The sequence below is a fragment of the Vibrio sp. 03_296 genome, assembly GCF_002265885.1.
The window spans coordinates 1-23,402 of record NZ_NPKW01000055.1 but is presented as its reverse complement, the minus strand read 5'-3'; the positions used below and the strand labels follow the sequence as shown (position 1 = coordinate 23,402).

Here is a 23,402-nt window from a genome sequence, read left to right as displayed (position 1 = left end):
CCCAAGCCTAGGCTTGGGGTTCTTTTTATCACTCGGATTAGATTGTTTGAACTGAGATTAGATTTCTCGGTTATCTTCCGCAATCGTCACTTTCAGCGTCATCTCTTGTCCTTTGCGGATGATACCGACATCGACGGTTGTCCCCGGACGTAGATCGGTCACAATATCCATCACACTCTGACGACCTTGGATCTTCTTGTCATCAATACTTAAGATGATGTCTTGTGCTTCAAAACCGGCGTTTGCGGCCGGGCCGTTGGGATCGACACCCAATACGACGATGCCACCAATATGCTCATTACCGAGCAAGCGCGCAGTGACTGCATTAATGTCTTGCCCATCAATACCAATATAACCTCGGATCACTCGGCCATCGGCAATGATCTTTTCCATGATTTTATTTGCCAGAGGGAAAGGGATGGCGAAAGAAATACCATAAGTTTCCAGATCGGTGGCTTGCTGAAAAGAGGCGGTGTTGATACCAACCAACTCGCCTTTGGTATTGACTAAAGCTCCGCCTGAGTTGCCTTCGTTGATCGCGGCATCGGTCTGAATAAAAGCTTGTCTGCCATCAGCACTGATGGAAGAGCGGCCGGTGGCGGAAATAATACCAAAGGTGGTGGTTTGCCCGAGGTTATAAGGATTACCTATCGCCAACACCACATCACCAACTTTGGCTTTGTAGTTTGAATTTAACGGAATGACAGGTAAGTTGCTGCCTTCGATACGCAAAATGGCGATGTCAGTGCGACGATCTTTGCCCACCAATTGCGCGGCGGCGACTCGGCCATCTTGCAACGCCACAACGATTTGATCGGCTTGGGCGACCACATGGTAGTTGGTGATGATATAGCCTTTTTCACTGACGATGACACCAGAACCCAACCCTTGCGTTGACAGCTTACTACGGTCGTTTTCAACGTATTTTCGGCTGTAAATATTGACCACCGCAGGCGCAGCATTTCTCACCGCCTGATTAAATGAGATTTGCAGAGAACTGGCATCTTGTGGCGATACATCCAGCGTGGTTGTAATCACATTACTACGAAGAGAGGGAACAGCGAGTAACACCAGCAAAGCTGTCACCAGCCCTAAAACGACGGAACGCATAAGAAAGTTGAGCATGCCCTCTCCACAGAAGTCACAAAGTTAGAACAGAAAGCAGAGAATAGCATTACCTGATTGAATAATAAAAGGGCAGCCCACTTTCGGACTGCCCTTTGCGTGCTCGTTCATCATTGAGGTGATACGTTTACTTAGCGAATGACTAAGTAGATAGTACGTTCACCACGTTGGATATTGAGCGCAAGTACGCCAGTTTGTTTTTCAACAATGGCACGGAAATCGGCGAGATTTTTTACTCTCTGACGATTGACTCCGATAATGATGTCGTCTTTTTGTAATTGGTACTGTGCCGCTGGCGACTTATCTGCCACGTTGATCACTTTAACGCCTGCAATGCGATCGTCTGACGTGGTATTAGCCAACTCAGCACCGGCAAGGCCTTCGTGCATTTTATCGGCTTTCGCTTTGGTTTGTTGCGACTCACCCAATGTGACATCAAAGCGCTTATCTTTACCATCGCGCACCACGCCAAGTTCGATTTCTTTGCCTGCCCCGAGGGTTGCAATCTTGGCTCTTAGCTCAGAGAAGGTATCGATTTTCTTACCATTGAGAGACACAATGATGTCGCCCGCCTTGATGCCGGCTTTATCTGCTGCTGAGTCAGGAACCACTTGGCTGACAAATGCGCCTTTGCTCGAGTTATAGCCCAGCGCTTCAGCCAGTTCAGAGGTGATTTCGCCACCTTGAACGCCTAACATGCCACGTTTGACTTCACCAAATTCCAAGATTTGGTCAGTTAAGTTCTTCATCATATTCGATGGAATGGCGAAGCCAATACCGACGTTGCCGCCATTGGGGCCGAGAATCGCAGTATTGATGCCGATCAGTTCACCATTGAGGTTGACGAGAGCACCACCGGAGTTGCCGCTGTTAATTGCCGCGTCGGTTTGAATAAAGTTTTCGAAGTTTTCAATGTTCAAACCACTACGCCCTAAGGCTGAAACAATACCGGACGTCACTGTCTGTCCCAAACCAAATGGGTTACCAATGGCGACGCTGAAATCACCCACACGTAACTTGTCGGAATCGGCGAGCTTAATTTCGGTTAAGTCTTTAGCGCCATCGACTTTGAGCAGAGCAACATCGGACATCTCATCGCCACCAATTAACTCGGCATCGTATTCACGACCATCGTGAAGCTGAATTCGTATCTCATCAGCGCCTTTGATGACGTGGTAGTTCGTCACGATATAGCCTTTATTGGCATTAATGATGACACCAGAACCTAAACCACGGAATGGACGTTCACGAACTTGTTCTGTTGGGAAATCAGGGCCAAAAAAGAACTGAAATTGATCGGGAATACGCGAGCGTTCTACCTGTTTACCTTCAACCGCGATACTAACGACCGCAGGGGTAACACGTTCGAGCATTGGCGCTAAGCTCGGCAACTCCTGTCCACTGACGCTAAAAGGCAGTGCGGCGGTTGCTGGAAGAGGGGCAAGGGCAGAGCTTAAGCTCAAAGACAATGCAGTCAAAACAAGCAAAGGTTTTTTCATCCAATAACTCCTATAAATACCAGTCTATTGCAAAGGACAGAGACTCAAACAAAAATAGGTTTACTTCCTATCAATATTGTCGTCGTAAACAGTTTTCAATAGACAGTGATGTGAGTTAGGACTCAAAAACCTTTGAAAAGTTCATCAATGAGAAAAATTAGGACGCTTTCGCTGTGATGGCTTCTGGTGCATCCAGGATGACTTTTTTCTGATCATTGAATAGCCCTGTTGCGCCGTTAGCGTAATCTTTTGGCTGTTCAGTGACTTCATCCGTTACATTTTCTTCGGTGTTATCTTCTTTTGCCGACAATGCCACTTTATCAAATGGATTGTCTTGCGCTGGCAGATTCGGTAGAAGCTCCGCAGAAGTTTTCGCCATATGCTGATATAGCTTGCTGTAATCTTTACCGAGTGTTTCGAGTAGCTCAGCGGTTTGGGAGAAGTGATCAATCAGCTCTTGGCGTTGTTGCTCTAGTTCATATTTTGCTACATCGAGCTCTTTTTTGATGTTCTTCTGTTTTTTATATTCTGGCGTGGTAAGTCGTGATACGACAACACCAACAATTGCTCCGACAAGCAAGCCTACAATGGCATACATCCAAGGCATAACAGCTCCTTATAATGGTTTTAACATGTTATTTACTGCTTAGTTACACGTATTGCGCCACCATGTTACTATGGGAGCAGTAGTCAATAAAGCAAAATAGCAACGACACAATCTCAAGTTTGATAACGGGATTTTATGCCCTGTTTTGGTATGAGAACAATGAGCCCATTAGAAAAATACGAACACGACCTCGCGCATAACGGATTCCAGAAAGACGCTGCTCAGTACAATGCAGTGCGAGCACTAGATAGGCTTTTTCATCAATATCTCGATTATTGCGCCCAGCCTCAACCGCAACAAACGCGTTGGCAAAAATTATTAGGCAAACAGCCGCCAGCCAAATTGCCCCCACAAGGACTCTATTTTTGGGGTGGTGTTGGGCGTGGAAAAACGTATCTCATGGATACTTTTTTTGAGGCTTTGCCTACTCAACGCAAAATGCGCGTTCATTTTCATCGCTTTATGTATCGAGTTCACGATGAACTGAAACGGTTAGGTGATGTAGAAAATCCACTGGAAAAAGTGGCTGATGTGTTTAAGGAAGAGGCGGACATTGTCTGCTTTGATGAGTTTTTTGTTTCGGATATTACCGATGCGATGATTCTTGGTACGCTGATGCAGGCGATGTTTAGGCGTCAAATGATACTGGTGGCGACGTCGAACATTGTACCGCAAGAGCTATATCGTAATGGATTACAGAGAGCGCGCTTTCTGCCTGCTATCGCTTTGATTGAGCAACACTGTGAAGTGCTCAATGTGGATAGTGGCATAGACTATCGGCTACGAACGTTAGAGCAAGCAGAGATCTATCATTATCCATTGGATGAGCAGGCAAACCTCAACCTAAATCTCTACTATCAGCAGTTAGTTGGAGAGGGTAAGGCCAAATTATACAATGTTGACATCAATCATCGCCAAATAGCGGTTATAGAGGCCAGTGATGGGGTACTGCATGCGACATTCGCCCAGCTGTGCCAAACCGCACGCAGTCAGAATGACTATATTGAACTGTCCAAAATCTATCACACGGTGTTGTTGGCGGATGTGCCACAAATGGATAATAAGATTGATGATGCTGCGCGACGATTTATCGCCCTCGTGGATGAGTTCTACGAACGACACGTCAAATTGATTATTTCCGCGGAAGTGGCACTAGAACAACTCTATCTGCAAGGGCAATTGGAGTTTGAGTTTAAGCGCTGTCAATCTCGTTTAGTGGAAATGCAAAGTCATGAGTACTTAGCGAGAGAACATCTGGCTTAGATTGTTTCTTGGGAGAAAGACGTGACGAAAAAATTAGTGATTGAGTGCAAAAAAAGGTGATTTTTTCTTCGCTCTTCTCTATAATCCTGCGACCCACCGTTACTGCAGACCTAATTTATCGAAGTTATTCGAAATATAAGGTCGAGAGTGCCAACCGCTCGAAGGGGTGATGACTGGGCTCTTAGACAGTGTGGGAGCACAGCGGTGTGTTCCTTTAAAGTTTAAATTTGAATTAACGGGTTATTATTAGCATGAAAACTTTCGTTGCTAAACCAGAAACTGTAAAACGCGACTGGTACGTTGTAGACGCTGAAGGTAAAACTCTTGGCCGTCTAGCAAGTGAAATTGCATCTCGCCTACGTGGCAAACACAAAGCTGAGTACACTCCACACGTTGACACTGGTGATTACATCATCGTTATCAACGCGGAGAAAGTTACTGTAACTGGTAACAAAGCTGCAGCAAAAACTTACTACCGTCACACTGAATTCCCTGGTGGTATTAAGTCAATCACTTTTGACAAGCTGATTGTTCGTAAACCAGAAATGGTCATTGAGCTAGCGGTTAAAGGTATGCTACCACGTGGTCCTCTAGGCCGTGCTATGTACCGTAAGCTAAAAGTTTACGCTGGCGCTGAGCACAACCATGTTGCTCAACAACCAAAAGTACTAGACATCTAATTGGGGATATCGGAAATGGCAGAGAATCAATACTACGGCACTGGCCGTCGCAAAAGCTCAGCTGCTCGTGTTTTCATCAAACCAGGCAGCGGCAACATCGTAATCAACAAGCGTGCGCTTGAAGAGTACTTCGGTCGTCCAACTTCTTGCATGGTTGTTAAACAACCTCTTGAGTTGGTAGACATGGTTGAGAAGCTAGACCTATACATCACTGTTAAAGGTGGTGGTATTTCTGGTCAAGCTGGCGCAATCCGTCACGGCATCACTCGTGCTCTTATGGAATACGATGAATCTCTACGTCCTGCTCTACGTGCAGCTGGCTACGTTACTCGTGACGCTCGTTGCGTTGAACGTAAGAAAGTTGGTCTACGTAAAGCACGTCGTCGTCCACAATTCTCTAAGCGTTAATTTTTCGTTTTCGAAACATTTACGCTCCAGAATTATTTCTGGAAGTTGTGGTTCAAAGCTCGGCTATATGCCGAGCTTTTTGTTTATTTATAGCTACTTATTTCCTTTCTTTGTTACATCTCACACCAAATATTTAGAATTTTGCCGCTTTTGTGACGTCGTGAGCGATTTGCCTCACAAATGTTACAAAAAGGTAGCTTTATCTTGTCAAAAAGTAGGGTTTTATTTATCATTTCTCGTCAATAAATAGAACTAGATTCATATTTTGTTAGCCATGCTCTATAAGCGGAATAATCACGATCCAAAAGGAGCAAATGGGAGAATGTTTGGATGAGCAACGCGCCTTTAAATAACGGTCGCAGGCGTTTTCTAACCGCCACAACAGCAGTTGTAGGTGGGTTAGGGGCAGCTGCCGTCGCCGTTCCTTTTATCAAATCATGGAATCCGAGTGCCAAAGCGAAAGCATCAGGTGCGCCGGTGGAAGTGGATGTTAGTAAAATTGAAGCCGGACAGATGATTCGTGTGGAATGGCAAGGTAAACCTGTATGGGTTGTACGCCGTACCCAAGAAGTTATCGACAACCTCAAAACGATTGGTGGTCAGCTACGAGATCCTCAATCTGAGATGGAACAACAGCCAACTTATGCTCAAAACGAGTTTCGCTCAATTAAACCTGAGTTTTTTGTTGCGGTCGGTTTCTGTACACACCTAGGTTGTTCGCCAACCTATCTGCCAGATTCTTTCGCAGAACAAGTGCAAGGCGTGAAATCGGGCTTCTTCTGCCCATGTCACGGCTCTAAGTTTGATATGGCAGGCCGCGTGTTCCAAGGTGTTCCTGCACCTTTGAACTTAGTGGTCCCTAAGCACATGTATTTAAGCGATACCACGATCCTTATCGGTGTTGACGAGGGGGATGCCTAATGCAAGCACTATTAGACTGGGTTGAAAAACGTATCCCTGCGATGAATGCTTACAAAAAGCATTTGTCCGAATACCCAATGCCAAAGAACTTCAACTTTTGGTACCTTTTTGGTTCTTTAGCAATGCTCGTACTGGTAAACCAGATCCTAACGGGTATTTGGTTAACCATGAACTATGTTCCTTCTGGTGAAGGTGCATTTGCTTCTATCGAATACATCATGCGTGATGTGGAATATGGCTGGTTGTTGCGTTACATGCACTCTACAGGCGCTTCTGCATTCTTCGTGGTGGTTTATTTGCATATGTTCCGTGGTTTGATCTACGGTTCTTACCAAAAGCCTCGTGAGCTACTGTGGATCTTCGGTATGTTGATCTTACTAGTACTGATGGCAGAAGCGTTCATGGGATATCTACTTCCATGGGGCCAGATGTCTTACTGGGGTGCACAGGTAATCATTTCCTTGTTTGGTGCCATTCCGGTCATTGGTGATGATTTAACCTTGTGGATCCGTGGTGATTACATCATCTCGGGTGCAACGCTGAACCGTTTCTTTGCTCTGCACGTCATCGCCTTACCTATCGTACTGCTGCTGTTGATCGTGCTGCACATTCTGGCGCTGCATGAAGTGGGTTCTAACAACCCAGACGGCATTGAAACTAAGCTGCCGAAAGGTTCAATGGGACCAGATTACAAGACACAGTTTAAGTTCCACGAGTACTACTCAAACAAATACGACATCATCGATTCGATTCCTTTCCACCCTTATGGAACGGTAAAAGATATGGTGGGTGTAGCGGGCTTCCTGTTTTTGTTCTGCTATGTCTTGTTCTTTAACCCAGAGATGGGTGGGTACTTCCTAGAGCCGCCTAACTTTGAAGCTGCAAACCCGCTGAAAACGCCTGAGCACATTGCACCAGTTTGGTACTTTACGCCTTTCTATGCCATTTTGCGTGCTGTTCCAGATAAGCTGTTGGGTGTTGTAGCGATGGGACTATCGATTGTATTCCTATTCCTACTGCCATGGTTTGACCGCTGTAAAGTTCGCTCTTACCGTTACCGTAGCAAAATTCATTTGATTAACATTATCCAGTTTACGATCAGCTTTATTGCATTGGGTATTCTTGGTGCGCTTCCAGCAACACCAACTTATACGCTACTAGCTCAGATCTTTAGCTTGGGTTATTTCATGTTCTTTATTCTTCTGTACGTATACAGCAAGAATGAAGCAACGAAGCCACTACCAGAGAGGGTGACATTCAAATGAAGAAATGGATTGTAATTCTATTTGCTATGTTGCCATCTCTGGCGATGGCAGCGGGAGCGGGTGTTCCGTTGGACAAAGCAAATGTTGATTTGTCAGACAAAGCAGCACTACAAAATGGTGCTAAGTTGTTCATGAACTACTGTTTTGCTTGTCACTCGACGCAGTATCAACGTTACGAGCGTGTGGCGGATGATCTTGGTATCCCAGCCGATCTCATGAAAGAAAATCTGATGTTTAACCCAGAGAGCAAAATTGGCGATCTGATGGTGAACGCTATGCCACCAAAACAAGCCGCGGCTTGGTTTGGTGCGCCGCCACCAGATTTGACTCTTGTTGCTCGTGTTCGTGGTGCTGATTGGTTGTACACTTACTTGCGTACTTTCTATGTTGACCCATCACGTCCATTTGGTGTGAACAACTTAGTTTTCCCAAGCGTTGGTATGCCACATGTATTGGAAGAGCTGCAAGGTATTCCTAACCCTGTTTACGGCACGAAAGTGGTTGATGGTAAGGAAGTACAAGTTGTAGTTGGTGTTGAAAGCGACGGCACTGGTGAACTGAGCAAAGGAGAGTACGATGAAGCCGTGCTCGACTTAGTGAGCTTCTTGGTTTACTCCGGTGATCCAGTGAAGGCTGAGCGTCACGCTCTAGGTTGGTGGGTCATGGCTTTCTTAGTACTGTTCACTATCGTGGTTGTGCTGCTGAAGAAAGAGTATTGGCGTGATGTGCATTAATTGTGCTATCATACCGCGCTAATTCCCAATTTTATTGAATAAACAATGGAGGCTTAGCCTCCATTGTTTTTATTATTGTAAGTGTACTGGAGGGCCCATGGCTTTAGCTGCCAATAAACGTTCTGTAATGACTCTATTCTCAAGTGCATCAGACTTGTACAGCCATCAAGTGCGTATCGTTCTCGCAGAGAAGGGTGTAAGTGTTGAGGTTGAGTTGGTTGATGAAACTAACCTACCAGCAGAGCTGATCGAGCTAAATCCTTATAAATCAGTACCAACACTGGTGGATCGTGAGCTAGCACTCTATGACTCGAAGATCATCATGGAGTACCTAGATGAGCGTTTTCCTCATCCGCCGTTGATGCCTGTTTATCCGGTAGCCCGTGGTAATAGCCGTTTAATGATGTACCGTATCGAACGTAACTGGTACTCATTGGCTGAGAAAATTGTTAAAGGCAATGCAGAAGAATCAGAGAAAGCGCGCAACAAACTGCGCAATGACTTGCTGACTCTATCGCCAATCTTCGCTGAATTTGAATACTTCATGAGTGAAGAATTTAGCCTAATTGACTGCTACTTAGCGCCTTTATTGTGGCGTTTGCCTCTACTAGGTATCGATCTGATTGGTCCTGGTTCAAAAGAGATCAAAGCTTACATGAACAAAGTGTTTGAGCGTGATTCATTCCTAGCTTCTTTGACTGAAGCTGAACGCGAGATGCGTTTGGTTCGTTAAGTTATGGAAATTGCTCAAATGACCGCTCGCCGACCGTATATGCTAAGAGCATTTTACGATTGGCTAGTGGATAATGATTTAACTCCTCACCTCGTTGTGCAAGCAACATTGGCTGGAGTGCGCGTACCTCAAGAGTTTATTCAGGATGGTCAGATTATTCTGAACATTGCCCCGCGTGCGGTTGGCAATCTTGAATTAGGTAACGACACCATCAGCTTTAATGCTCGTTTTGGTGGTCGTCCACATTCTGTGATTGTTCCATTGTACGCAGTGCTGGCTATTTATGCTCGTGAAAATGGTGCTGGCACCATGTTCGAACCTGAAGAAGCGTATACCAGTATCCCTGGGGCTGAGCAGGAAGAGGACGATGGTATTTGGTTGGAAGAGGAGCATTCAGCGCCTCAACCTAACATCGATTTTGATGATGAACCAGAGCCACCAAGACCCAAGGGCCGACCTAGCTTGAGAGTCGTTAAATAACGATGAACGTTAAATAAGAAAAAAGCAGCGAAAGCTGCTTTTTTTGTGCTTGAGAGTTAGCCATACCGATATTGATTATTGGCTGGCATTACTTGCTTGTGTTGCGTTCTCGCCATACTGGAATGCACGAACAACCTGCTTAACCCCAGATATATTGCGTGCAATCTCAGTCGCTTTCTCCGCTTGTTCGCTATTTACATAGCCAAACAGGAACACATCGCCATCTTCGGTGATGACTTTGATCTTTACGCTTTTTAAGGATTCATCGGTAAGCAATGCAGATTTCACTTTAGTCGTGATCCAACTGTCATTACTGATTTGTGACACGCTGAGTGGGGCTTTCACTTTAACTTGATTGTGAAGCACTTGAACACCTTTAACACTGCGAGCTTGCTGTTCAAATCCCGATCTTTCCTCTGCAGTGGAGGCTTGTCCCATCAACACCACCGTACCATTGTAAGAGCTCGCGACGATTCGCACTTTGCCACGATAAGGTGCTTTATTGCCAATGGCCGCAATTTCAAACTCGATATTGTTATCTTGCCAGATCTCTTTGGTTGTTCGTGTATCCGTCACAAGATTTGCGGTGGTTGCGGCGCCAGCGATGAAAAGTCCGGCACAACCTGATAAGGCCCAAGTTGTGATGAAAAGCAAAACGTAACGTCGCATCTTTATTCCTCGTGAGCAGGGAAAAGCACTTGGTCAATGAGATCGCACAAACAGTGCAGCGTCACCATGTGCACTTCGTGAATACGCGCGGTGCGGTGAGATGGAATTCGAATCTCAACATCGTTTTCACCGAGTAGGCCTGCCATCTCACCGCCATCTTTGCCAGTGAGAGCAATGATCGTCATGTCTCGAGTTACCGCCGCTTCCATCGCTTTGATGATGTTTTTACTATTACCACTGGTGGAGATCGCCAACAAAATATCGCCAGGTTGACCAAAGGCACGCACCTGTTTCGAGAAAATCTCTTGATAGTGGTAGTCATTTGCCACTGCCGTCAAGGTGGTGTTGTCGGCGGTTAGAGCCATGGCTGGTAAGCTTGGGCGCTCAGTCTCGAAACGGTTGAGTAGACATGAAACAAATTGTTGAACGTTCGCTGCCGAACCGCCATTGCCACAACACAGAATCTTGTGACCATTCAGCAGAGTTGCCACCATCGCCTGTGCGGCATGGGTGATGGCATCTGGCAGGGCTTCTGCGGCGGCGATTTGAATTTGAATACTTTCGGTAAAGCTGTCTTTAATGCTGTCGAGCATCGATTATCCTTGAGTAATTGCATTGGCGATCCAGTTAATATCCTGGCCATTGGAGTGAATGGCCACAACATCAAACCGCATCGCAGTGTTACAAGCATTATATCCGTGTTTGTTTAACCATAAATAAGCGGTTTTAATAAGCTTGTTGGCTTTGGCAGGATTCACCATCTCTGCGGCGTCGCCATAACAGCTATTTTTTCGATACTTAACTTCAACAAACACAATGGTTTGTGCTTCTTTGAAAATCAGGTCGATTTCGCCAACCTTGGTCGTAAAGTTGGCTTCAATAAACCTCAGTCCTTGGCGTTGTAAGTATGCCTTCGCCAAGGACTCATATTGGTTGCCGATGGCGCGTCGGCTAAAGAGCCCCATGCTCTTTCCAGCTGATTTCGCGATGAACGACGCATTGATCATCAATCGTCAGCACGCCCGTTTGACCGTTGACGGCGTGATTTGGGACCACTTTCATTTGTGGTAGTTCCGCCATCAGTTTGTAGGCATCCATCCCCAACGCTTGTAAGCGTTTTTGGAAGTTGGACTGTTCTGGCCAAAGTTGTTCCATTTGGTTATCCAGTGCAGGGTTCACTTCAAGCAACATTGGAATGTCGCTGTAAACAATGCCTGTGAGGTCTTCGTATTGCTTCTCACCACTGTTGCTCATGGAATTGGAGAAGAGCTTCGGTGGTTTTGCATCTGGGTTTACCGCCACTTCAATAAATGGCTTGATGAGAGTGAGCTCTGAGCTGCGAGCAGCGATGTAGACGGAGTCAATATCACGACGACTGCGAGGCTGCGTTTCCATTGGCAACTTCATTAGCCCTTCCATTTGTGCGATTCGCTGCTGGCTTTCTTGTAAGCCAAATACCGAGTTTACATCACGTTGTAGCTGACGCTTATCACCAAAGTAGCTTACGGCCACTTTGTTGGTGCTGTATTTCTTCCATTCGGCTTCAAAGGCGCTGACTACTCGTTGCCCTAAGTTGCCTTGAGGGGCGAAGATGAGTGGATACTTGTAGCCATTAGCAAACAAGTGCTTCGCCGCTTGGGCGACTTCTTGCTCTGGAGAAAGGGTCAGGTAGCAGATCCCCGTCCCTGCTTGTAGGTCGTCGGGAATGTTGAGTGCCAGTGATGGAATTGACACTTGACCGCTCTTGTCACTTAACTCGCCTTGTAGCACTTCGATGACATCTTTACGTAGCGGTCCGACAATGAAATCAATTTGCTCATCGGTCAGTTGCTGTTTCAACTGATGTGGTTGATAGAGATTGGTATCAATGACCTTGAGGGTCGCTTCAGGATCGCGATCTTTGTCGTTCATCATGGCAAAGATGAAACCATCACGAATCAATTGTGCTTGCTTAGCATATTTGCCACTGAGAGGGAGCAATAACGCAGTATGCACCGGTTGAACAATCTCTAAGTCGAGAATGCTTTGAATTTCAGCGGGGGTATACAAAGCTGCAGGGTGCGCGGTATTTTCTGCAAACCAATGTTCAAGCGTGTTTTTTAGCTGTGGCACATTGGTAGACATGGTTTTCATGTATATCGCCAATTGTAACCAGCCATCGAGCACTTCTTCGCTGGCATCGGGATGAAGTTGCGTGATCTCATATTGAGAGTAACCGGCAAAGTTCGCCCAAATTTGCTGCGCGATTTCAGCTTGCTGAGATTCGTCCACGTATTGGCTTAGAGTGACCAGTTGTCGGTTGGCTTCAAACGGCTGCTGTAATGCGGTGTAAGCTTCGGCACGCAACGTGTAATAATCTTTCCACTGTTCGTTTGGCAGTTTCCACCAAGTTTTGAAATTCAATAGCTCGATCACGTTGTCGGCTTGGTTGAGTTTTAGATGGTAAGCGGCACGTGTTAACTGCCATTCAGCCTGCTGCACTTCGGAGAGCGGCATTCTTGCTAAGCGCTTGATCAGTAAGTCAGCTTGAGCAAGATCGCCATTTTTCAGCGCTGCCTTGGCAGCCATAATCAGCCAATCTGCTTGTAGGGTACCCTCACTGCTGTCTGCATTTATCATGTAGTTTTGAACTGACAGGGTGGGCTCAAGTGTAATATCAACACTGGTTGGCGTTTTAGGGCCTGAAGAACAAGCCGCTAGCGTAATTGCCAGTGCAACTGGAGTGAGTAAGCGTGGTACACTGAGTCTCTTAGGGTTCATCATTGCCGTGAGTTCTCTTAAAGTCCGAACAAAATTGTCTCTATATTAATCGTTGAAGTGATGCTAAACAAATGACAGATAAAAATAACTTCCCAACAGAAGGCGCAACCCTCTATATCGTGCCGACACCGATTGGCAATTTAGGGGATATTACCCAGCGTGCCATAGAGGTGCTAACCAGCGTGGATATGATTGCTGCAGAAGATACCCGACATACAGGTAAGTTATTGTCTCACTTCAATATTCAAACTAAAACTTTTGCTTTACATGACCACAATGAGCAGCAAAAAGCGCAAGTTTTAGTGGATAAATTGCTTTCCGGGCAGAACATCGCATTAGTGTCTGATGCGGGAACGCCACTTATCAGTGACCCAGGGTATCACTTGGTTACACAGTGTCGTCAGGCGGGCGTTAAAGTTGTGCCACTTCCTGGTGCTTGTGCGGTGATCGCTGCCTTAAGTGCGTCAGGTTTGCCCTCTGATCGCTTTAGTTTCGAAGGTTTCTTACCACCAAAAAGCAAAGGTCGTAAGGATAAGTTCCTCGAAATTGCAAAGGTAGAGCGTACCTGTATTTTTTATGAGTCACCACATCGAATTGTCGATTCTTTGCACGATATGCTTGAAATCCTCGGTCCAGATCGCGAAGTCGTGTTGGCACGTGAACTCACCAAGACCTTTGAAACGATTCAGGGCATGCGTTTGTCGGCGTTGGTTGAGTGGGTTCAGTCGGACGACAATCAGCAAAAAGGTGAGATGGTGTTGTTGATTCACGGTTATCGTGATTCTGCGGAGGAGTCGCTACCGGAAGAGGCATTACGGAGTTTGGCCATTCTGACCAAAGAGTTACCACTGAAAAAAGCCGCTGCGTTAGCCGCGGAAATCTACAACTTGAAGAAAAATGCGCTCTACAAGTGGGGGCTTGAGAACCTCGAATAACGGATCTCTGGTTTGGTTAGTTTGCAAAATCGTCCCTATTTGCGCCAATAATGTGATCTCACTAGACACTCAGTGGAGAAGTCTATACAATCCGCCCTCGGAGTTGACTGGGTAGTCGCTGCTTTGTTGATGTCCTTCGGGAGACTGACGTTGAAGTCCTTTGGGAGACTGACGTTGACGTCCTTCGGGAGACTGACAAAGGGGAGGAAAGTCCGGGCTCCATAGAGCAGGGTGCCAGGTAACGCCTGGGGGGCGCAAGCCTACGACAAGTGCAACAGAGAGAAGACCGCCGATGGCCTTGATTCGTAAGATGAGAGGATCAGGTAAGGGTGAAAGGGTGCGGTAAGAGCGCACCGGACGACTGGCAACAGTTCGTAGCAGGGTAAACTCCACCCGGAGCAAGACCAAATAGGCCTCCACATAGCGTTGCTCGCGTTAGGAGGCGGGTAGGTTGCTTGAGCCAGTGAGCGATTGCTGGCCTAGAGGAATGGCTACCGCCGCGCAAGCGGAACAGAACCCGGCTTATATGTCGGCTCCACCCTTTTAAGCCCATCATTACCTAGTAATGATGGGTTTTTTGCATTTTACTGACGCAATGATTATGTGAACCAATAAACTTGGCGCTATATCACGCCTGAACTTTGTCAAATAGTGGCACTGAACAAGGAAATCAGTACACTAATGATTCGCCGCACAGGCTTTGAATATTCAACGAGAAAACCATGACCGACACATTCCAGCACATTTCCGTACTACTTCATGAATCTATTGATGGTCTCGCCATCAAGCCGGATGGTATTTACATTGATGGAACATTTGGTCGTGGTGGTCACAGCCGTACGATTCTTTCTAAACTTGGCGAACACGGTCGCCTGTACAGTATTGACCGAGATCCTCAAGCTATCGCGGAAGCGGGCAAAATTGATGATCCGCGTTTTACCATCATTCATGGCCCTTTTTCAGGAATGGCGAATTATGCCGAGCAATATGATTTAGTCGGTAAAGTGGATGGTGTGTTGTTGGATCTCGGTGTCTCCTCGCCACAACTTGATGACGCTGAACGTGGCTTTAGCTTTATGAAAGACGGCCCGTTGGACATGCGTATGGACCCAACCTCGGGCATTCCAGTGTCTCAGTGGCTGATGGAAGCGGATTTGGATGACATCACTTGGGTGATTCGTGAGTTTGGTGAAGACAAACATGCGCGCCGTATTGCCAAAGCGATTGTTGCGCATCGCGAAGATGAAACCAAAGAGCCACTAACGCGTACCAGCCAACTGGCAAAACTGATTTCGGAAGCGGCGCCAAAAAGCTTTAAAGAGAAAAAACACCCAGCGACTCGTGCGTTTCAAGCATTTCGTATCTACATCAACAGTGAGCTTGAAGAGATCGATACAGCACTGAAAGGAGCGGCGAGTATTCTGGCTCCAGAAGGGCGCTTATCGGTGATCAGCTTCCATTCTTTGGAAGACCGCATGGTGAAACGCTTTATGCGCAAAGAAAGTAAAGGGCCTGAAGTGCCTCACGGTATCCCTCTGACCGAGGCGCAAATCAAAGCGTTAGGCAGTGCCAATATGAAAACAGTGGGTAAAGCGATCATGCCAACAGCGCAAGAAATTGAACTGAATCCACGTTCTCGCAGCTCAGTGTTGAGAATCGCTGAAAAGCTTTAATTTAAACCTATGCGTCCAGCCAAGCCAAATCTCGCCAAAGAAATTTTTTTCGACCTACTAACGGTAGGTCGAACGCCTTTGATCTTGCTTGTCCTGATCTTTGCCTCAGCGATGGCGGTGGTTTTTGCCACCCACCATACCCGTCAAGCGATCACCCAAAAAGATGAAGCACTGCAAGAGCGTGAGCATTTGGATAACGAGTGGCGCAACCTGATGTTGGAAGAGACCGCGCTAGCTGAGCATAGTCGCGTGCAAGAGATGGCGAAAAAAGAGCTCGAAATGAAACGGCCTGATGGCGACAAAGAAGTGGTGATTAATCTGAAATGATGGGTAAAAAGAGCAAAACCACCGTCAAACCCAAAGAGAGTGAGCAAGGGACATCTTTGCTTATCCGCTGGCGTTTCCATTTAGTCCTAGGATTTGTTTTCCTCGCGTTTGCCGCGCTTGTTGTTCGTCTTGCATTTATTCAAGTCATTGAGCCTGACAACCTTATTCGTGAAGGGGATTTGCGTTCTATCCGTGTGAAAGCCCTTCCGTCCGCGCGAGGTATCATCTCCGATCGCAACGGTGAACCTTTAGCGGTGAGCGTTCCCGTTGAAGCGGTCTGGGCCGATCCGGTGACGATTTTCAAAGAAAAGGCGCTGGATAACAAACAGCGTTGGTATGCGTTAGCCGATGTGTTGGGGCTGCAGCGTGAAGAATTGATTGAACGTATCGAGCGCAATGAAAACCGCCGCTTCATCTACTTGCAGCGCCAAGTGAGCCCCGCGATGGCGAACTACATACGCGAGCTTAAAATTCCAGGCGTGGGGCTGAAATCAGAATCGCGCCGCTATTATCCCGCTGGTGAAGTGAGTGCTCATTTAGTGGGCGTAACGGGTATCGATGGTCACGGTCTTGAAGGGGTGGAACGCAGTTACGATAACTGGTTGACTGGTGAAGCGGGCAAACAGACGATTCGTAAAGACCGTTATGGCCGCGTGGTGGAAAATATTGCCTATGAAGACAGGCAAGAGGGCAAGTCGCTTGAACTCACCATTGATCAGCGTCTCCAAGCTATTGCTTATCGCGCCATCAAACAAGCGGTGGCCGATCATCGTGCGACTTCTGGCTCGGCAGTGATGTTGGATGTGAAAACAGGTGCCGTGTTGGCGATGGTCAACGCGCCTTCTTACAACCCAAACAATCGCAGTGATTGGCAAAGCTACAAGATGCGTAACCGCATCATCACTGATTCGTTGGAGCCTGGCTCCACGGTGAAGCCTTTTGTGATTCTTGCCGCGCTGGAAAACGGCGTTGCCACCAAAGACACGGTGATCGACACGGGCAACGGCATTCTCCAAGTCGGTGGCAGTCGAGTACGAGATACGAGTAAGGTCGGTAAAGCGGATCTGACCGAAATCCTTAAAAAATCCAGTAACATCGGCGTGACAAAACTGTCGATGGAAATGCCTGTGGAAGCGATTCTCGGCATGTATAACTCGGTCGGGCTTGGAGAGCCTTCTGGGTTAAATCTTGTTGGCGAAGTGACCGGTATTTTCCCTACGCGTTCGCGTTGGTCTCCGATTGAGAGAGCGACGCTGTCGTTTGGGTACGGTCTGTCGATCACTCCGATTCAATTGGCTCATGCCTACGCAACTTTGGGCAATGAAGGTATGTACGAGCCGATCCACATCATCAAAAGCAACGATCGTGATATGGCGAAGCAAGTGGTGTCCAAACAACACGCTCGTGAAGTGCTCAATATGCTTGAAACTGTGACGCAAAAAGGTGGCTCAGCCAGACGAGCAGCCGTTCCGGGTTACCGTGTTGGGGCGAAAACGGGAACGTCACGTAAAGCAACAGCCGGTGGGTATAGCGATGAGTACATCACCTACACGGCGGGGATTGCGCCAGTTAGCGATCCGAGAATTGCTTTGGTCGTGGTGGTCAATGAACCACAAGGGGATGATTACTATGGTGGTTCCGTTGCTTCCCCCGTTTTTTCAGAAATTATGAAAGGTGCTCTGCAAATTTTGAATGTGGCACCCGATGAAAATGCATTCCAGAACTAGTTTTATGGCTGAGCGTGGCTCGGAGAACAAAATGCGAAATACCATGAATCTGACAAATTTATTAGCGCCGTGGCTAGATTGCCCTGAGCTTGCGGACATTACCGTCCAATCGCTGGAGTTAGACAGTCGTCAGGTGAAACAAGGCGATACTTTTGTTGCTATCGTTGGTCACGTGGTGGATGGCCGCCAGTATATTGAGAAAGCAATAGAACAGGGTGCAAATGCCATCATTGCTCAATCTTGCCAGCAATACCCTTCCGGCTTGGTGCGTTATCAGCAAAACGTGGTGATTGTCTATCTTGAGAAGCTGGACGAAAAATTGTCGCAATTAGCGGGACGGCTGTATCAACATCCTGAGATGTCCTTAATTGGTGTGACAGGAACCAATGGTAAAACCACCATCACTCAATTGATTGCGCAGTGGCTAGAGTTAGCCGGGCAAAAAGCTGCGGTGATGGGGACGACGGGCAACGGTTTTCTCAATGCCCTACAGCCAGCGGCCAATACCACGGGCAATGCGGTTGAGATTCAAAAAACGTTGGCAGACTTACAGCAGCAAGGGGCAAAAGCAACTGCGTTGGAAGTCTCTTCTCATGGCTTAGTGCAGGGGCGCGTCAAGGCGCTACAGTTTGCCGCTGGCGTGTTTACCAATTTGAGTCGCGATCATTTGGATTATCACGGCACGATGGAAGCCTATGCCCAAGCCAAAATGACGCTGTTTACTGAGCATCAGTGCCAGCATGCGATCATCAATCTGGATGACGAAGTCGGTGTGGAGTGGTTTCAAGTGCTGAAACAAGGGGTCGGCGTTTCATTGTTTCCACAAGATGCAAGTGTAAAAGCACTGTGGGCCAGTTCGGTAGCTTACGCAGAAAGCGGTATTACGATTGAGTTTGATGGCTGTTTTGGTCAAGGGCGTCTGCACGCGCCACTGATTGGTGAATTTAATGCCACCAACTTACTGCTCGCGTTGGCCACACTGTTAGCCTTAGGCGTTGATAAGCAAGCTTTATTGGGTTCGGCAGCGAACCTGCGTCCAGTGCTTGGACGCATGGAGCTGTTTCAAGTGAACAGCAAAGCAAAAGTGGTGGTCGATTATGCGCATACCCCTGATGCACTGGAGAAAGCGCTGCAAGCGTTGCGTGTTCATTGTACCGGTCATTTGTGGGCTATTTTCGGCTGTGGTGGTGATCGCGATAAGGGCAAACGACCAATGATGGCTGAGATTGCAGAGCGTCTGGCTGATCACGTTGTGCTTACCGATGACAACCCACGCAGTGAAGACCCCGCCATGATTGTGCAAGATATGCTGGCGGGCTTAACCCGTGCGGACAGTGCGGTGGTTGAGCACGATCGCTTCAGCGCGCTTCAATACGCGCTCGACAATGCACAAGCGGATGACATCATTTTGTTGGCAGGCAAAGGCCACGAAGATTATCAAGTACTCAAGCACCAGACGGTTCACTACTCGGATCGTGAATCGGCGCAGCAACTGCTAGGAATTTCATCATGATTGAGACCTCTCTGAGTCATTTGGCACAATTGACGCAAGGACAACTGATTGGCGATGACGCCACCTTTTGTACCGTTTCAACGGATACGCGTCATATCCCTCATCAAGCGTTGTTTATTGCGCTCGTCGGTGAACGTTTTGATGCGCATGATTTTTGCCAGCAAGCGGTGGACGCAGGTGCTGTCGCATTGTTGGTGGAGCGAGCGCTGGATCTTCCCGTCGCACAAGTGCTGGTCAAAGATACGAAAATTGCACTCGGTCAGCTCGGAGCGGATGTGCATCAGCGCAGCCAAACTCCTACCGTGGCGATCACGGGCAGTTGCGGCAAAACCACCGTTAAAGAGATGGTGGCCAGTATTCTGCAGCAAAAAGGTAAAGTGCTGTTCACCGCGGGTAATTTTAACAATGACATTGGTGCGCCTCTGACGTTGCTACGCTCAGAGCTCAACGATGATTTTGCGGTAATTGAACTGGGTGCCAATCATCTTGGTGAAATTGCCTATACCACTCAACTTGTTCAGCCCGATGTGGCGTTGGTGAACAACGTGGCTGCGGCGCATCTTGAAGGGTTTGGCTCGATTGATGGCGTGAAACAAGCGAAAGGGGAGATTTACCAAGGTTTGTCTGCTGGTGGCGTGGCGATCGTCAATCTAGACAGTCATGGCGGTGAGTATTGGACACAGGTACTGGCCGATAAACAAGTCATAACGTTCTCGGCAACGTCAGAGCAGGCTGATTTCTACGCAACAGACATCGTACTGGATACGCAAGGGAAAGCCTCATTCGTATTGCATACGCCTGAAGAGAGTATTCCACTTTCTCTTGGTATCATTGGCCAACATAACGTCGCCAATGCGATTGCCGCCAGTATTATTGCTTTGCAGTTTGGTGCCAGTTTAGCGCAAATCCAATCGGGATTGCTCAATCTGATGCCTGTCAAAGGGCGCGTTGATGTTCAACAATTATCCGACAACATCAAACTGATTGATGACAGTTATAATGCCAGTGTGCCAGCTATGAAGGCGGCGGTGGACCTATTAGGTAGTTTTACCGGACAGCGTTGGTTAGTTTTAGGTTATATGGCGGAATTGGGCAATGAAAGTCTTGCACTTCATCGTCAAGTCGGTGAACATGCTGCCCCATTAAATTTTGAACACGTCCTTACCTATGGCGAGGATACTAGGATCATTAGCCAGTTGTGTGGTGGAAAACATTTTTCAGACCATGGTGAACTGATCGAATACATCAAGCAGAATTTGGCCAACGAAAATGAAGCCTGTCATACCGTGTTGGTCAAAGGCGCAAACTCAGCTGGCATGAGTAAAGTGGCTGCTGCTTTGAAGGAGAACTATCAATGATTATTTGGCTTGCCGAGCTGCTACAGCCATACTTTTCCTTTTTCCGACTGTTTGAATACCTGTCGTTTCGCGCGATCTTAAGTGTTCTAACCGCGTTGGGGCTGTCGCTTTGGATGGGGCCACGCCTCATTAAGCGCTTACAGTTGCTGCAAATTGGTCAAGTGGTGCGTAACGAAGGCCCTGAGTCTCATTTTAGTAAACGTGGCACGCCAACCATGGGTGGTGTCATGATCCTCGCGGCTATTTCTATTACCATTTTGCTTTGGGCTAACTTATCCAACCCTTACGTTTGGGCTGTACTGGCCGTCTTGATGGGCTATGGTGCGGTCGGGTTTGTTGACGATTACCGCAAAGTGGTTCGCAAGAATACCGATGGTTTGATCGCACGTTGGAAGTACTTTTGGCAGTCAGCCATTGCGTTGGTCGTGGCTTTCGCTCTATACGCATACGGAAAAGACACTGCAGCGACGCAGTTGGTTGTGCCTTTTTTCAAAGATGTGATGCCTCAGCTAGGGCTGATGTACATTGTTTTGACCTATTTTGTGATTGTCGGTACCAGTAACGCGGTGAACTTAACGGATGGTCTAGATGGTTTGGCGATCATGCCGACGGTTTTGGTCGCCGCAGGTTTTGCTGTGATTGCTTGGGCAACCGGCAATGTCAATTTTTCTCAGTATCTTCACATCCCGTACCTACCTCACGCCTCTGAACTGGTGGTGGTATGTACTGCCATCGTCGGTGCTGGTTTGGGCTTCTTATGGTTTAACACTTACCCAGCACAAGTCTTTATGGGCGATGTTGGTTCTCTCGCGTTGGGTGGCGCGTTGGGGACGATTGCCGTCCTTGTACGCCAAGAGCTAGTTTTAGTGATCATGGGTGGTGTCTTTGTCATGGAAACCTTGTCGGTGATTTTGCAGGTCGGTTCATACAAGCTACGTGGCCAACGTATTTTCCGCATGGCACCCATTCACCACCATTACGAGTTGAAAGGTTGGCCTGAACCACGTGTTATTGTGCGTTTTTGGATTATTTCTATGGTGTTGGTTCTGATCGGTCTAGCGACACTGAAAGTGCGTTAATCGGCGGACACTCTTTTTATGGTGTGATGAAATATGGATCGTTGGCAAGACATCAAACAGGTTGTGGTTGTAGGGCTCGGTATTACCGGGCTCTCCGTCGTTAGACACTTGCGAAAAACACAGCCGCAGTTGCAAGTGAAAGTGATTGATACGCGTCCAACCCCTCCAGGTGTGGAACAATTGCCTCCAGACATTGCGCTGCATGTCGGTAGTTGGAATGACGCTTGGTTAGCTGAGGCCGATTTGGTCGTCACAAACCCAGGTATCGCCTTAGCGACCCCTCAAATTCAAACGGTGTTAGCACGCGGTGTTGCCGTGGTGGGTGATATCGAGTTGTTCGCTTGGGCGGCAGATAAACCGGTCATCGCGATTACTGGTTCAAATGGCAAAAGCACCGTCACGGATTTAACCGGAGTCATGGCTAACGCCTGTGGGGCGAAATGCGCGATTGGCGGTAACATTGGTGTTCCTGCACTCGATTTGTTGGAGCAAGAGGTTGAGCTGTATGTGCTTGAACTCTCGAGTTTTCAATTAGAAACGACTTCCAGCCTCCACTTGGTTGCGGCGGCATTTCTGAATCTTTCTGAAGATCACATGGATCGCTACCAAGGCATGGATGACTATCGTCAAGCTAAACTGCGCATCTTTCAGCATGCAAAATATGGTGTCGTGAATCGCGATGATCGTCAGACTTATCCTGAAACTTCCCACGACCAGCAATCACTTGCTTTGGTGACTTTTGGCTCCGATGACAGTGAGTTTGGTGTCATGAGTCATCTGGGTGAATCTTGGTTGTCACATAACCAGCAACCTATTTTGGCAAGCCGAGAACTCAAACTGGTTGGTCAGCATAACGTGGCAAATGTATTGGTGGTTTTGGCGCTGCTGACGTGCGCTGGTATTGATTACCGTAAAGGCTTGAGTGCTTTGAAGTCTTACACCGGTTTGACACACCGATGTCAGGTTGTCGCAGATAATCGTGGCATCAAGTGGGTCAATGATTCAAAAGCGACGAATCTTGCGAGTACGCAGGCTGCCTTATCGGGGCTTAACTGTGCCGGCAAACTCTATTTACTGGTGGGTGGGGATGGCAAAGGGGCTGACTTCTCGCCATTGAAGCCGATTTTGGCGCAGCTAAACCTCCAACTATGTTGTTTTGGTGCTGATGGTGATCAATTTATGCCATTGCACGCATCGGCCACCCGTTTTGAACGTATGGAAGATGTGATTGAGCATATATCTCCACAATTACAATCAGGAGATATGGTGATGCTTTCCCCTGCATGTGCTAGTTTTGACCAATTCAGTAATTTTATGGCGCGAGGCGATCGATTCGCCGAACTGGCTCGCCAGTATGCATAGCGCTAGCGCGTATTTTTAACAAGGCACGATGTTTGGTGATGGTAGGTAATATCAAAAACAATTTGTTCGGCTGGTTTCGCCACTCACCACCAGACGCCTTGTTTGATAGGCAGTTGGTTTGGATTGCATTGTGTTTAATGCTGACGGGGCTGGTGATGGTGACATCGGCATCCTTTCCTATCAGCTCTCGTCTGACGGATCAGCCTTTTCACTTTATGTTCCGCCACGCCACTTTTTTGTGCTTGGCGTTGGGCACCTCCGCGGTAGTGTTGCAAATCCCACTG

At 47.5% G+C, this 23,402-nt stretch carries 24 protein-coding genes and 1 other RNA gene; 18 read left to right on the top strand and 7 right to left on the bottom strand.

Annotation, left to right across the window (positions count from 1 at the left end; translation table 11 throughout):
- Nucleotides 1-57: 57 nt before the first annotated feature.
- The 3 genes from degS to zapG form a co-directional block, all read right to left on the bottom strand.
- The gene (gene degS / locus CIK04_RS05780; protein ID WP_011149493.1) at nucleotides 58-1,125 is read right to left on the bottom strand and encodes an outer membrane-stress sensor serine endopeptidase DegS; all 1,068 of its coding nucleotides are present in this window, start codon (nucleotides 1,123-1,125) and stop codon (nucleotides 58-60) included.
- Between the two features lie 131 nt (nucleotides 1,126-1,256).
- The gene (locus CIK04_RS05775) at nucleotides 1,257-2,624 is read right to left on the bottom strand and encodes a DegQ family serine endoprotease (protein ID WP_017421286.1); all 1,368 of its coding nucleotides are present in this window, start codon (nucleotides 2,622-2,624) and stop codon (nucleotides 1,257-1,259) included.
- A gap of 157 nt (nucleotides 2,625-2,781) precedes the next feature.
- Nucleotides 2,782-3,231, bottom strand: coding sequence for a Z-ring associated protein ZapG (gene zapG / locus CIK04_RS05770; protein WP_011078686.1), 450 nt, complete (start codon nucleotides 3,229-3,231; stop codon nucleotides 2,782-2,784).
- Between the two features lie 159 nt (nucleotides 3,232-3,390).
- On the opposite strand from zapG, the gene zapE reads away from it, so the two are divergent.
- The 8 genes from zapE to sspB all read left to right on the top strand — a co-directional run bounded on the left by zapE (nucleotide 3,391) and on the right by sspB (nucleotide 9,715).
- Nucleotides 3,391-4,494 carry a cell division protein ZapE gene (gene zapE, locus CIK04_RS05765; RefSeq protein ID WP_038940954.1) on the top strand — a complete coding sequence of 368 codons (1,104 nt, stop codon included), beginning with the start codon at nucleotides 3,391-3,393 and terminating at the stop codon, nucleotides 4,492-4,494.
- A gap of 251 nt (nucleotides 4,495-4,745) precedes the next feature.
- On the top strand, nucleotides 4,746-5,174 hold the full coding sequence (gene rplM / locus CIK04_RS05755) for a 50S ribosomal protein L13 (RefSeq protein WP_011078684.1): 429 nt from the start codon (nucleotides 4,746-4,748) through the stop codon (nucleotides 5,172-5,174).
- 15 nt (nucleotides 5,175-5,189) lie between these two features.
- Nucleotides 5,190-5,582, top strand: coding sequence for a 30S ribosomal protein S9 (gene rpsI, locus CIK04_RS05750; RefSeq protein WP_011078683.1), 393 nt, complete (start codon nucleotides 5,190-5,192; stop codon nucleotides 5,580-5,582).
- 330 nt (nucleotides 5,583-5,912) lie between these two features.
- The gene (gene petA / locus CIK04_RS05745; protein WP_097352416.1) at nucleotides 5,913-6,503 is read left to right on the top strand and encodes a ubiquinol-cytochrome c reductase iron-sulfur subunit; all 591 of its coding nucleotides are present in this window, start codon (nucleotides 5,913-5,915) and stop codon (nucleotides 6,501-6,503) included.
- A complete protein-coding gene (locus CIK04_RS05740; RefSeq protein WP_097352417.1) occupies nucleotides 6,503-7,768 on the top strand; it encodes a cytochrome bc complex cytochrome b subunit in 1,266 nt (421 codons plus the stop codon). Before petA ends, CIK04_RS05740 begins: the two co-directional genes overlap by 1 nt.
- Nucleotides 7,765-8,502, top strand: a complete 738-nt coding sequence (locus CIK04_RS05735) for a cytochrome c1 (RefSeq protein ID WP_017421288.1) — start codon at nucleotides 7,765-7,767, stop codon at nucleotides 8,500-8,502. The genes CIK04_RS05740 and CIK04_RS05735 overlap by 4 nt, the downstream gene beginning before the upstream one ends.
- 97 nt (nucleotides 8,503-8,599) lie before the next feature.
- A complete protein-coding gene (gene sspA / locus CIK04_RS05730; RefSeq protein ID WP_011078679.1) occupies nucleotides 8,600-9,235 on the top strand; it encodes a stringent starvation protein SspA in 636 nt (211 codons plus the stop codon).
- A gap of 3 nt (nucleotides 9,236-9,238) precedes the next feature.
- On the top strand, nucleotides 9,239-9,715 hold the full coding sequence (gene sspB / locus CIK04_RS05725) for a ClpXP protease specificity-enhancing factor (RefSeq protein WP_017421289.1): 477 nt from the start codon (nucleotides 9,239-9,241) through the stop codon (nucleotides 9,713-9,715).
- Between the two features lie 75 nt (nucleotides 9,716-9,790).
- Here the strand turns inward: sspB and CIK04_RS05720 are convergent, their stop codons facing one another.
- The 4 genes from CIK04_RS05720 to CIK04_RS05705 are packed head-to-tail and all read right to left on the bottom strand — an operon-like array spanning nucleotide 9,791 to nucleotide 13,147.
- Nucleotides 9,791-10,384, bottom strand: a complete 594-nt coding sequence (locus tag CIK04_RS05720; RefSeq protein WP_097352418.1) for a BON domain-containing protein — start codon at nucleotides 10,382-10,384, stop codon at nucleotides 9,791-9,793.
- Between the two features lie 2 nt (nucleotides 10,385-10,386).
- Entirely contained in the window at nucleotides 10,387-10,977 is a 591-nt protein-coding gene (locus CIK04_RS05715) for a phosphoheptose isomerase (RefSeq protein WP_011078676.1), read from the bottom strand.
- 3 nt (nucleotides 10,978-10,980) lie between these two features.
- Nucleotides 10,981-11,349, bottom strand: a complete 369-nt coding sequence (locus tag CIK04_RS05710; RefSeq protein ID WP_017421291.1) for a YraN family protein — start codon at nucleotides 11,347-11,349, stop codon at nucleotides 10,981-10,983.
- Nucleotides 11,336-13,147, bottom strand: a complete 1,812-nt coding sequence (locus CIK04_RS05705) for a penicillin-binding protein activator (protein ID WP_097352419.1) — start codon at nucleotides 13,145-13,147, stop codon at nucleotides 11,336-11,338. The genes CIK04_RS05710 and CIK04_RS05705 overlap by 14 nt, the downstream gene beginning before the upstream one ends.
- 68 nt (nucleotides 13,148-13,215) lie before the next feature.
- Here CIK04_RS05705 and rsmI point away from each other — a divergent pair, with 68 nt between their 5' ends.
- From rsmI to CIK04_RS05655, 10 genes are all read left to right on the top strand, one after another.
- Nucleotides 13,216-14,079, top strand: coding sequence for a 16S rRNA (cytidine(1402)-2'-O)-methyltransferase (gene rsmI / locus CIK04_RS05700; protein ID WP_097352420.1), 864 nt, complete (start codon nucleotides 13,216-13,218; stop codon nucleotides 14,077-14,079).
- A 99-nt stretch (nucleotides 14,080-14,178) separates the two neighbouring features.
- An RNA gene (gene rnpB, locus CIK04_RS05695) (RNase P RNA component class A) lies at nucleotides 14,179-14,620 on the top strand.
- Between the two features lie 181 nt (nucleotides 14,621-14,801).
- Entirely contained in the window at nucleotides 14,802-15,752 is a 951-nt protein-coding gene (gene rsmH / locus CIK04_RS05690; protein WP_011078671.1) for a 16S rRNA (cytosine(1402)-N(4))-methyltransferase RsmH, read from the top strand.
- 9 nt (nucleotides 15,753-15,761) lie between these two features.
- Complete coding sequence (ftsL, locus tag CIK04_RS05685; protein WP_013572437.1) at nucleotides 15,762-16,079, top strand: cell division protein FtsL; 318 nt, start codon at nucleotides 15,762-15,764, stop codon at nucleotides 16,077-16,079.
- Nucleotides 16,076-17,806 carry a peptidoglycan glycosyltransferase FtsI gene (locus CIK04_RS05680; protein WP_017421295.1) on the top strand — a complete coding sequence of 577 codons (1,731 nt, stop codon included), beginning with the start codon at nucleotides 16,076-16,078 and terminating at the stop codon, nucleotides 17,804-17,806. Before ftsL ends, CIK04_RS05680 begins: the two co-directional genes overlap by 4 nt.
- Before the next feature lie 31 nt (nucleotides 17,807-17,837).
- Complete coding sequence (gene murE / locus CIK04_RS05675) at nucleotides 17,838-19,319, top strand: UDP-N-acetylmuramoyl-L-alanyl-D-glutamate--2,6-diaminopimelate ligase (protein ID WP_097352452.1); 1,482 nt, start codon at nucleotides 17,838-17,840, stop codon at nucleotides 19,317-19,319.
- Entirely contained in the window at nucleotides 19,316-20,677 is a 1,362-nt protein-coding gene (murF, locus tag CIK04_RS05670) for a UDP-N-acetylmuramoyl-tripeptide--D-alanyl-D-alanine ligase (protein ID WP_097352421.1), read from the top strand. The genes murE and murF overlap by 4 nt, the downstream gene beginning before the upstream one ends.
- On the top strand, nucleotides 20,674-21,756 hold the full coding sequence (gene mraY, locus CIK04_RS05665) for a phospho-N-acetylmuramoyl-pentapeptide-transferase (protein WP_011149501.1): 1,083 nt from the start codon (nucleotides 20,674-20,676) through the stop codon (nucleotides 21,754-21,756). Before murF ends, mraY begins: the two co-directional genes overlap by 4 nt.
- A 33-nt stretch (nucleotides 21,757-21,789) precedes the next feature.
- The gene (gene murD / locus CIK04_RS05660; RefSeq protein WP_097352422.1) at nucleotides 21,790-23,118 is read left to right on the top strand and encodes a UDP-N-acetylmuramoyl-L-alanine--D-glutamate ligase; all 1,329 of its coding nucleotides are present in this window, start codon (nucleotides 21,790-21,792) and stop codon (nucleotides 23,116-23,118) included.
- A 38-nt stretch (nucleotides 23,119-23,156) separates the two neighbouring features.
- The coding region (locus CIK04_RS05655; RefSeq protein ID WP_176463290.1) for an FtsW/RodA/SpoVE family cell cycle protein at nucleotides 23,157-23,402 on the top strand (246 nt) is incomplete at its 3' end.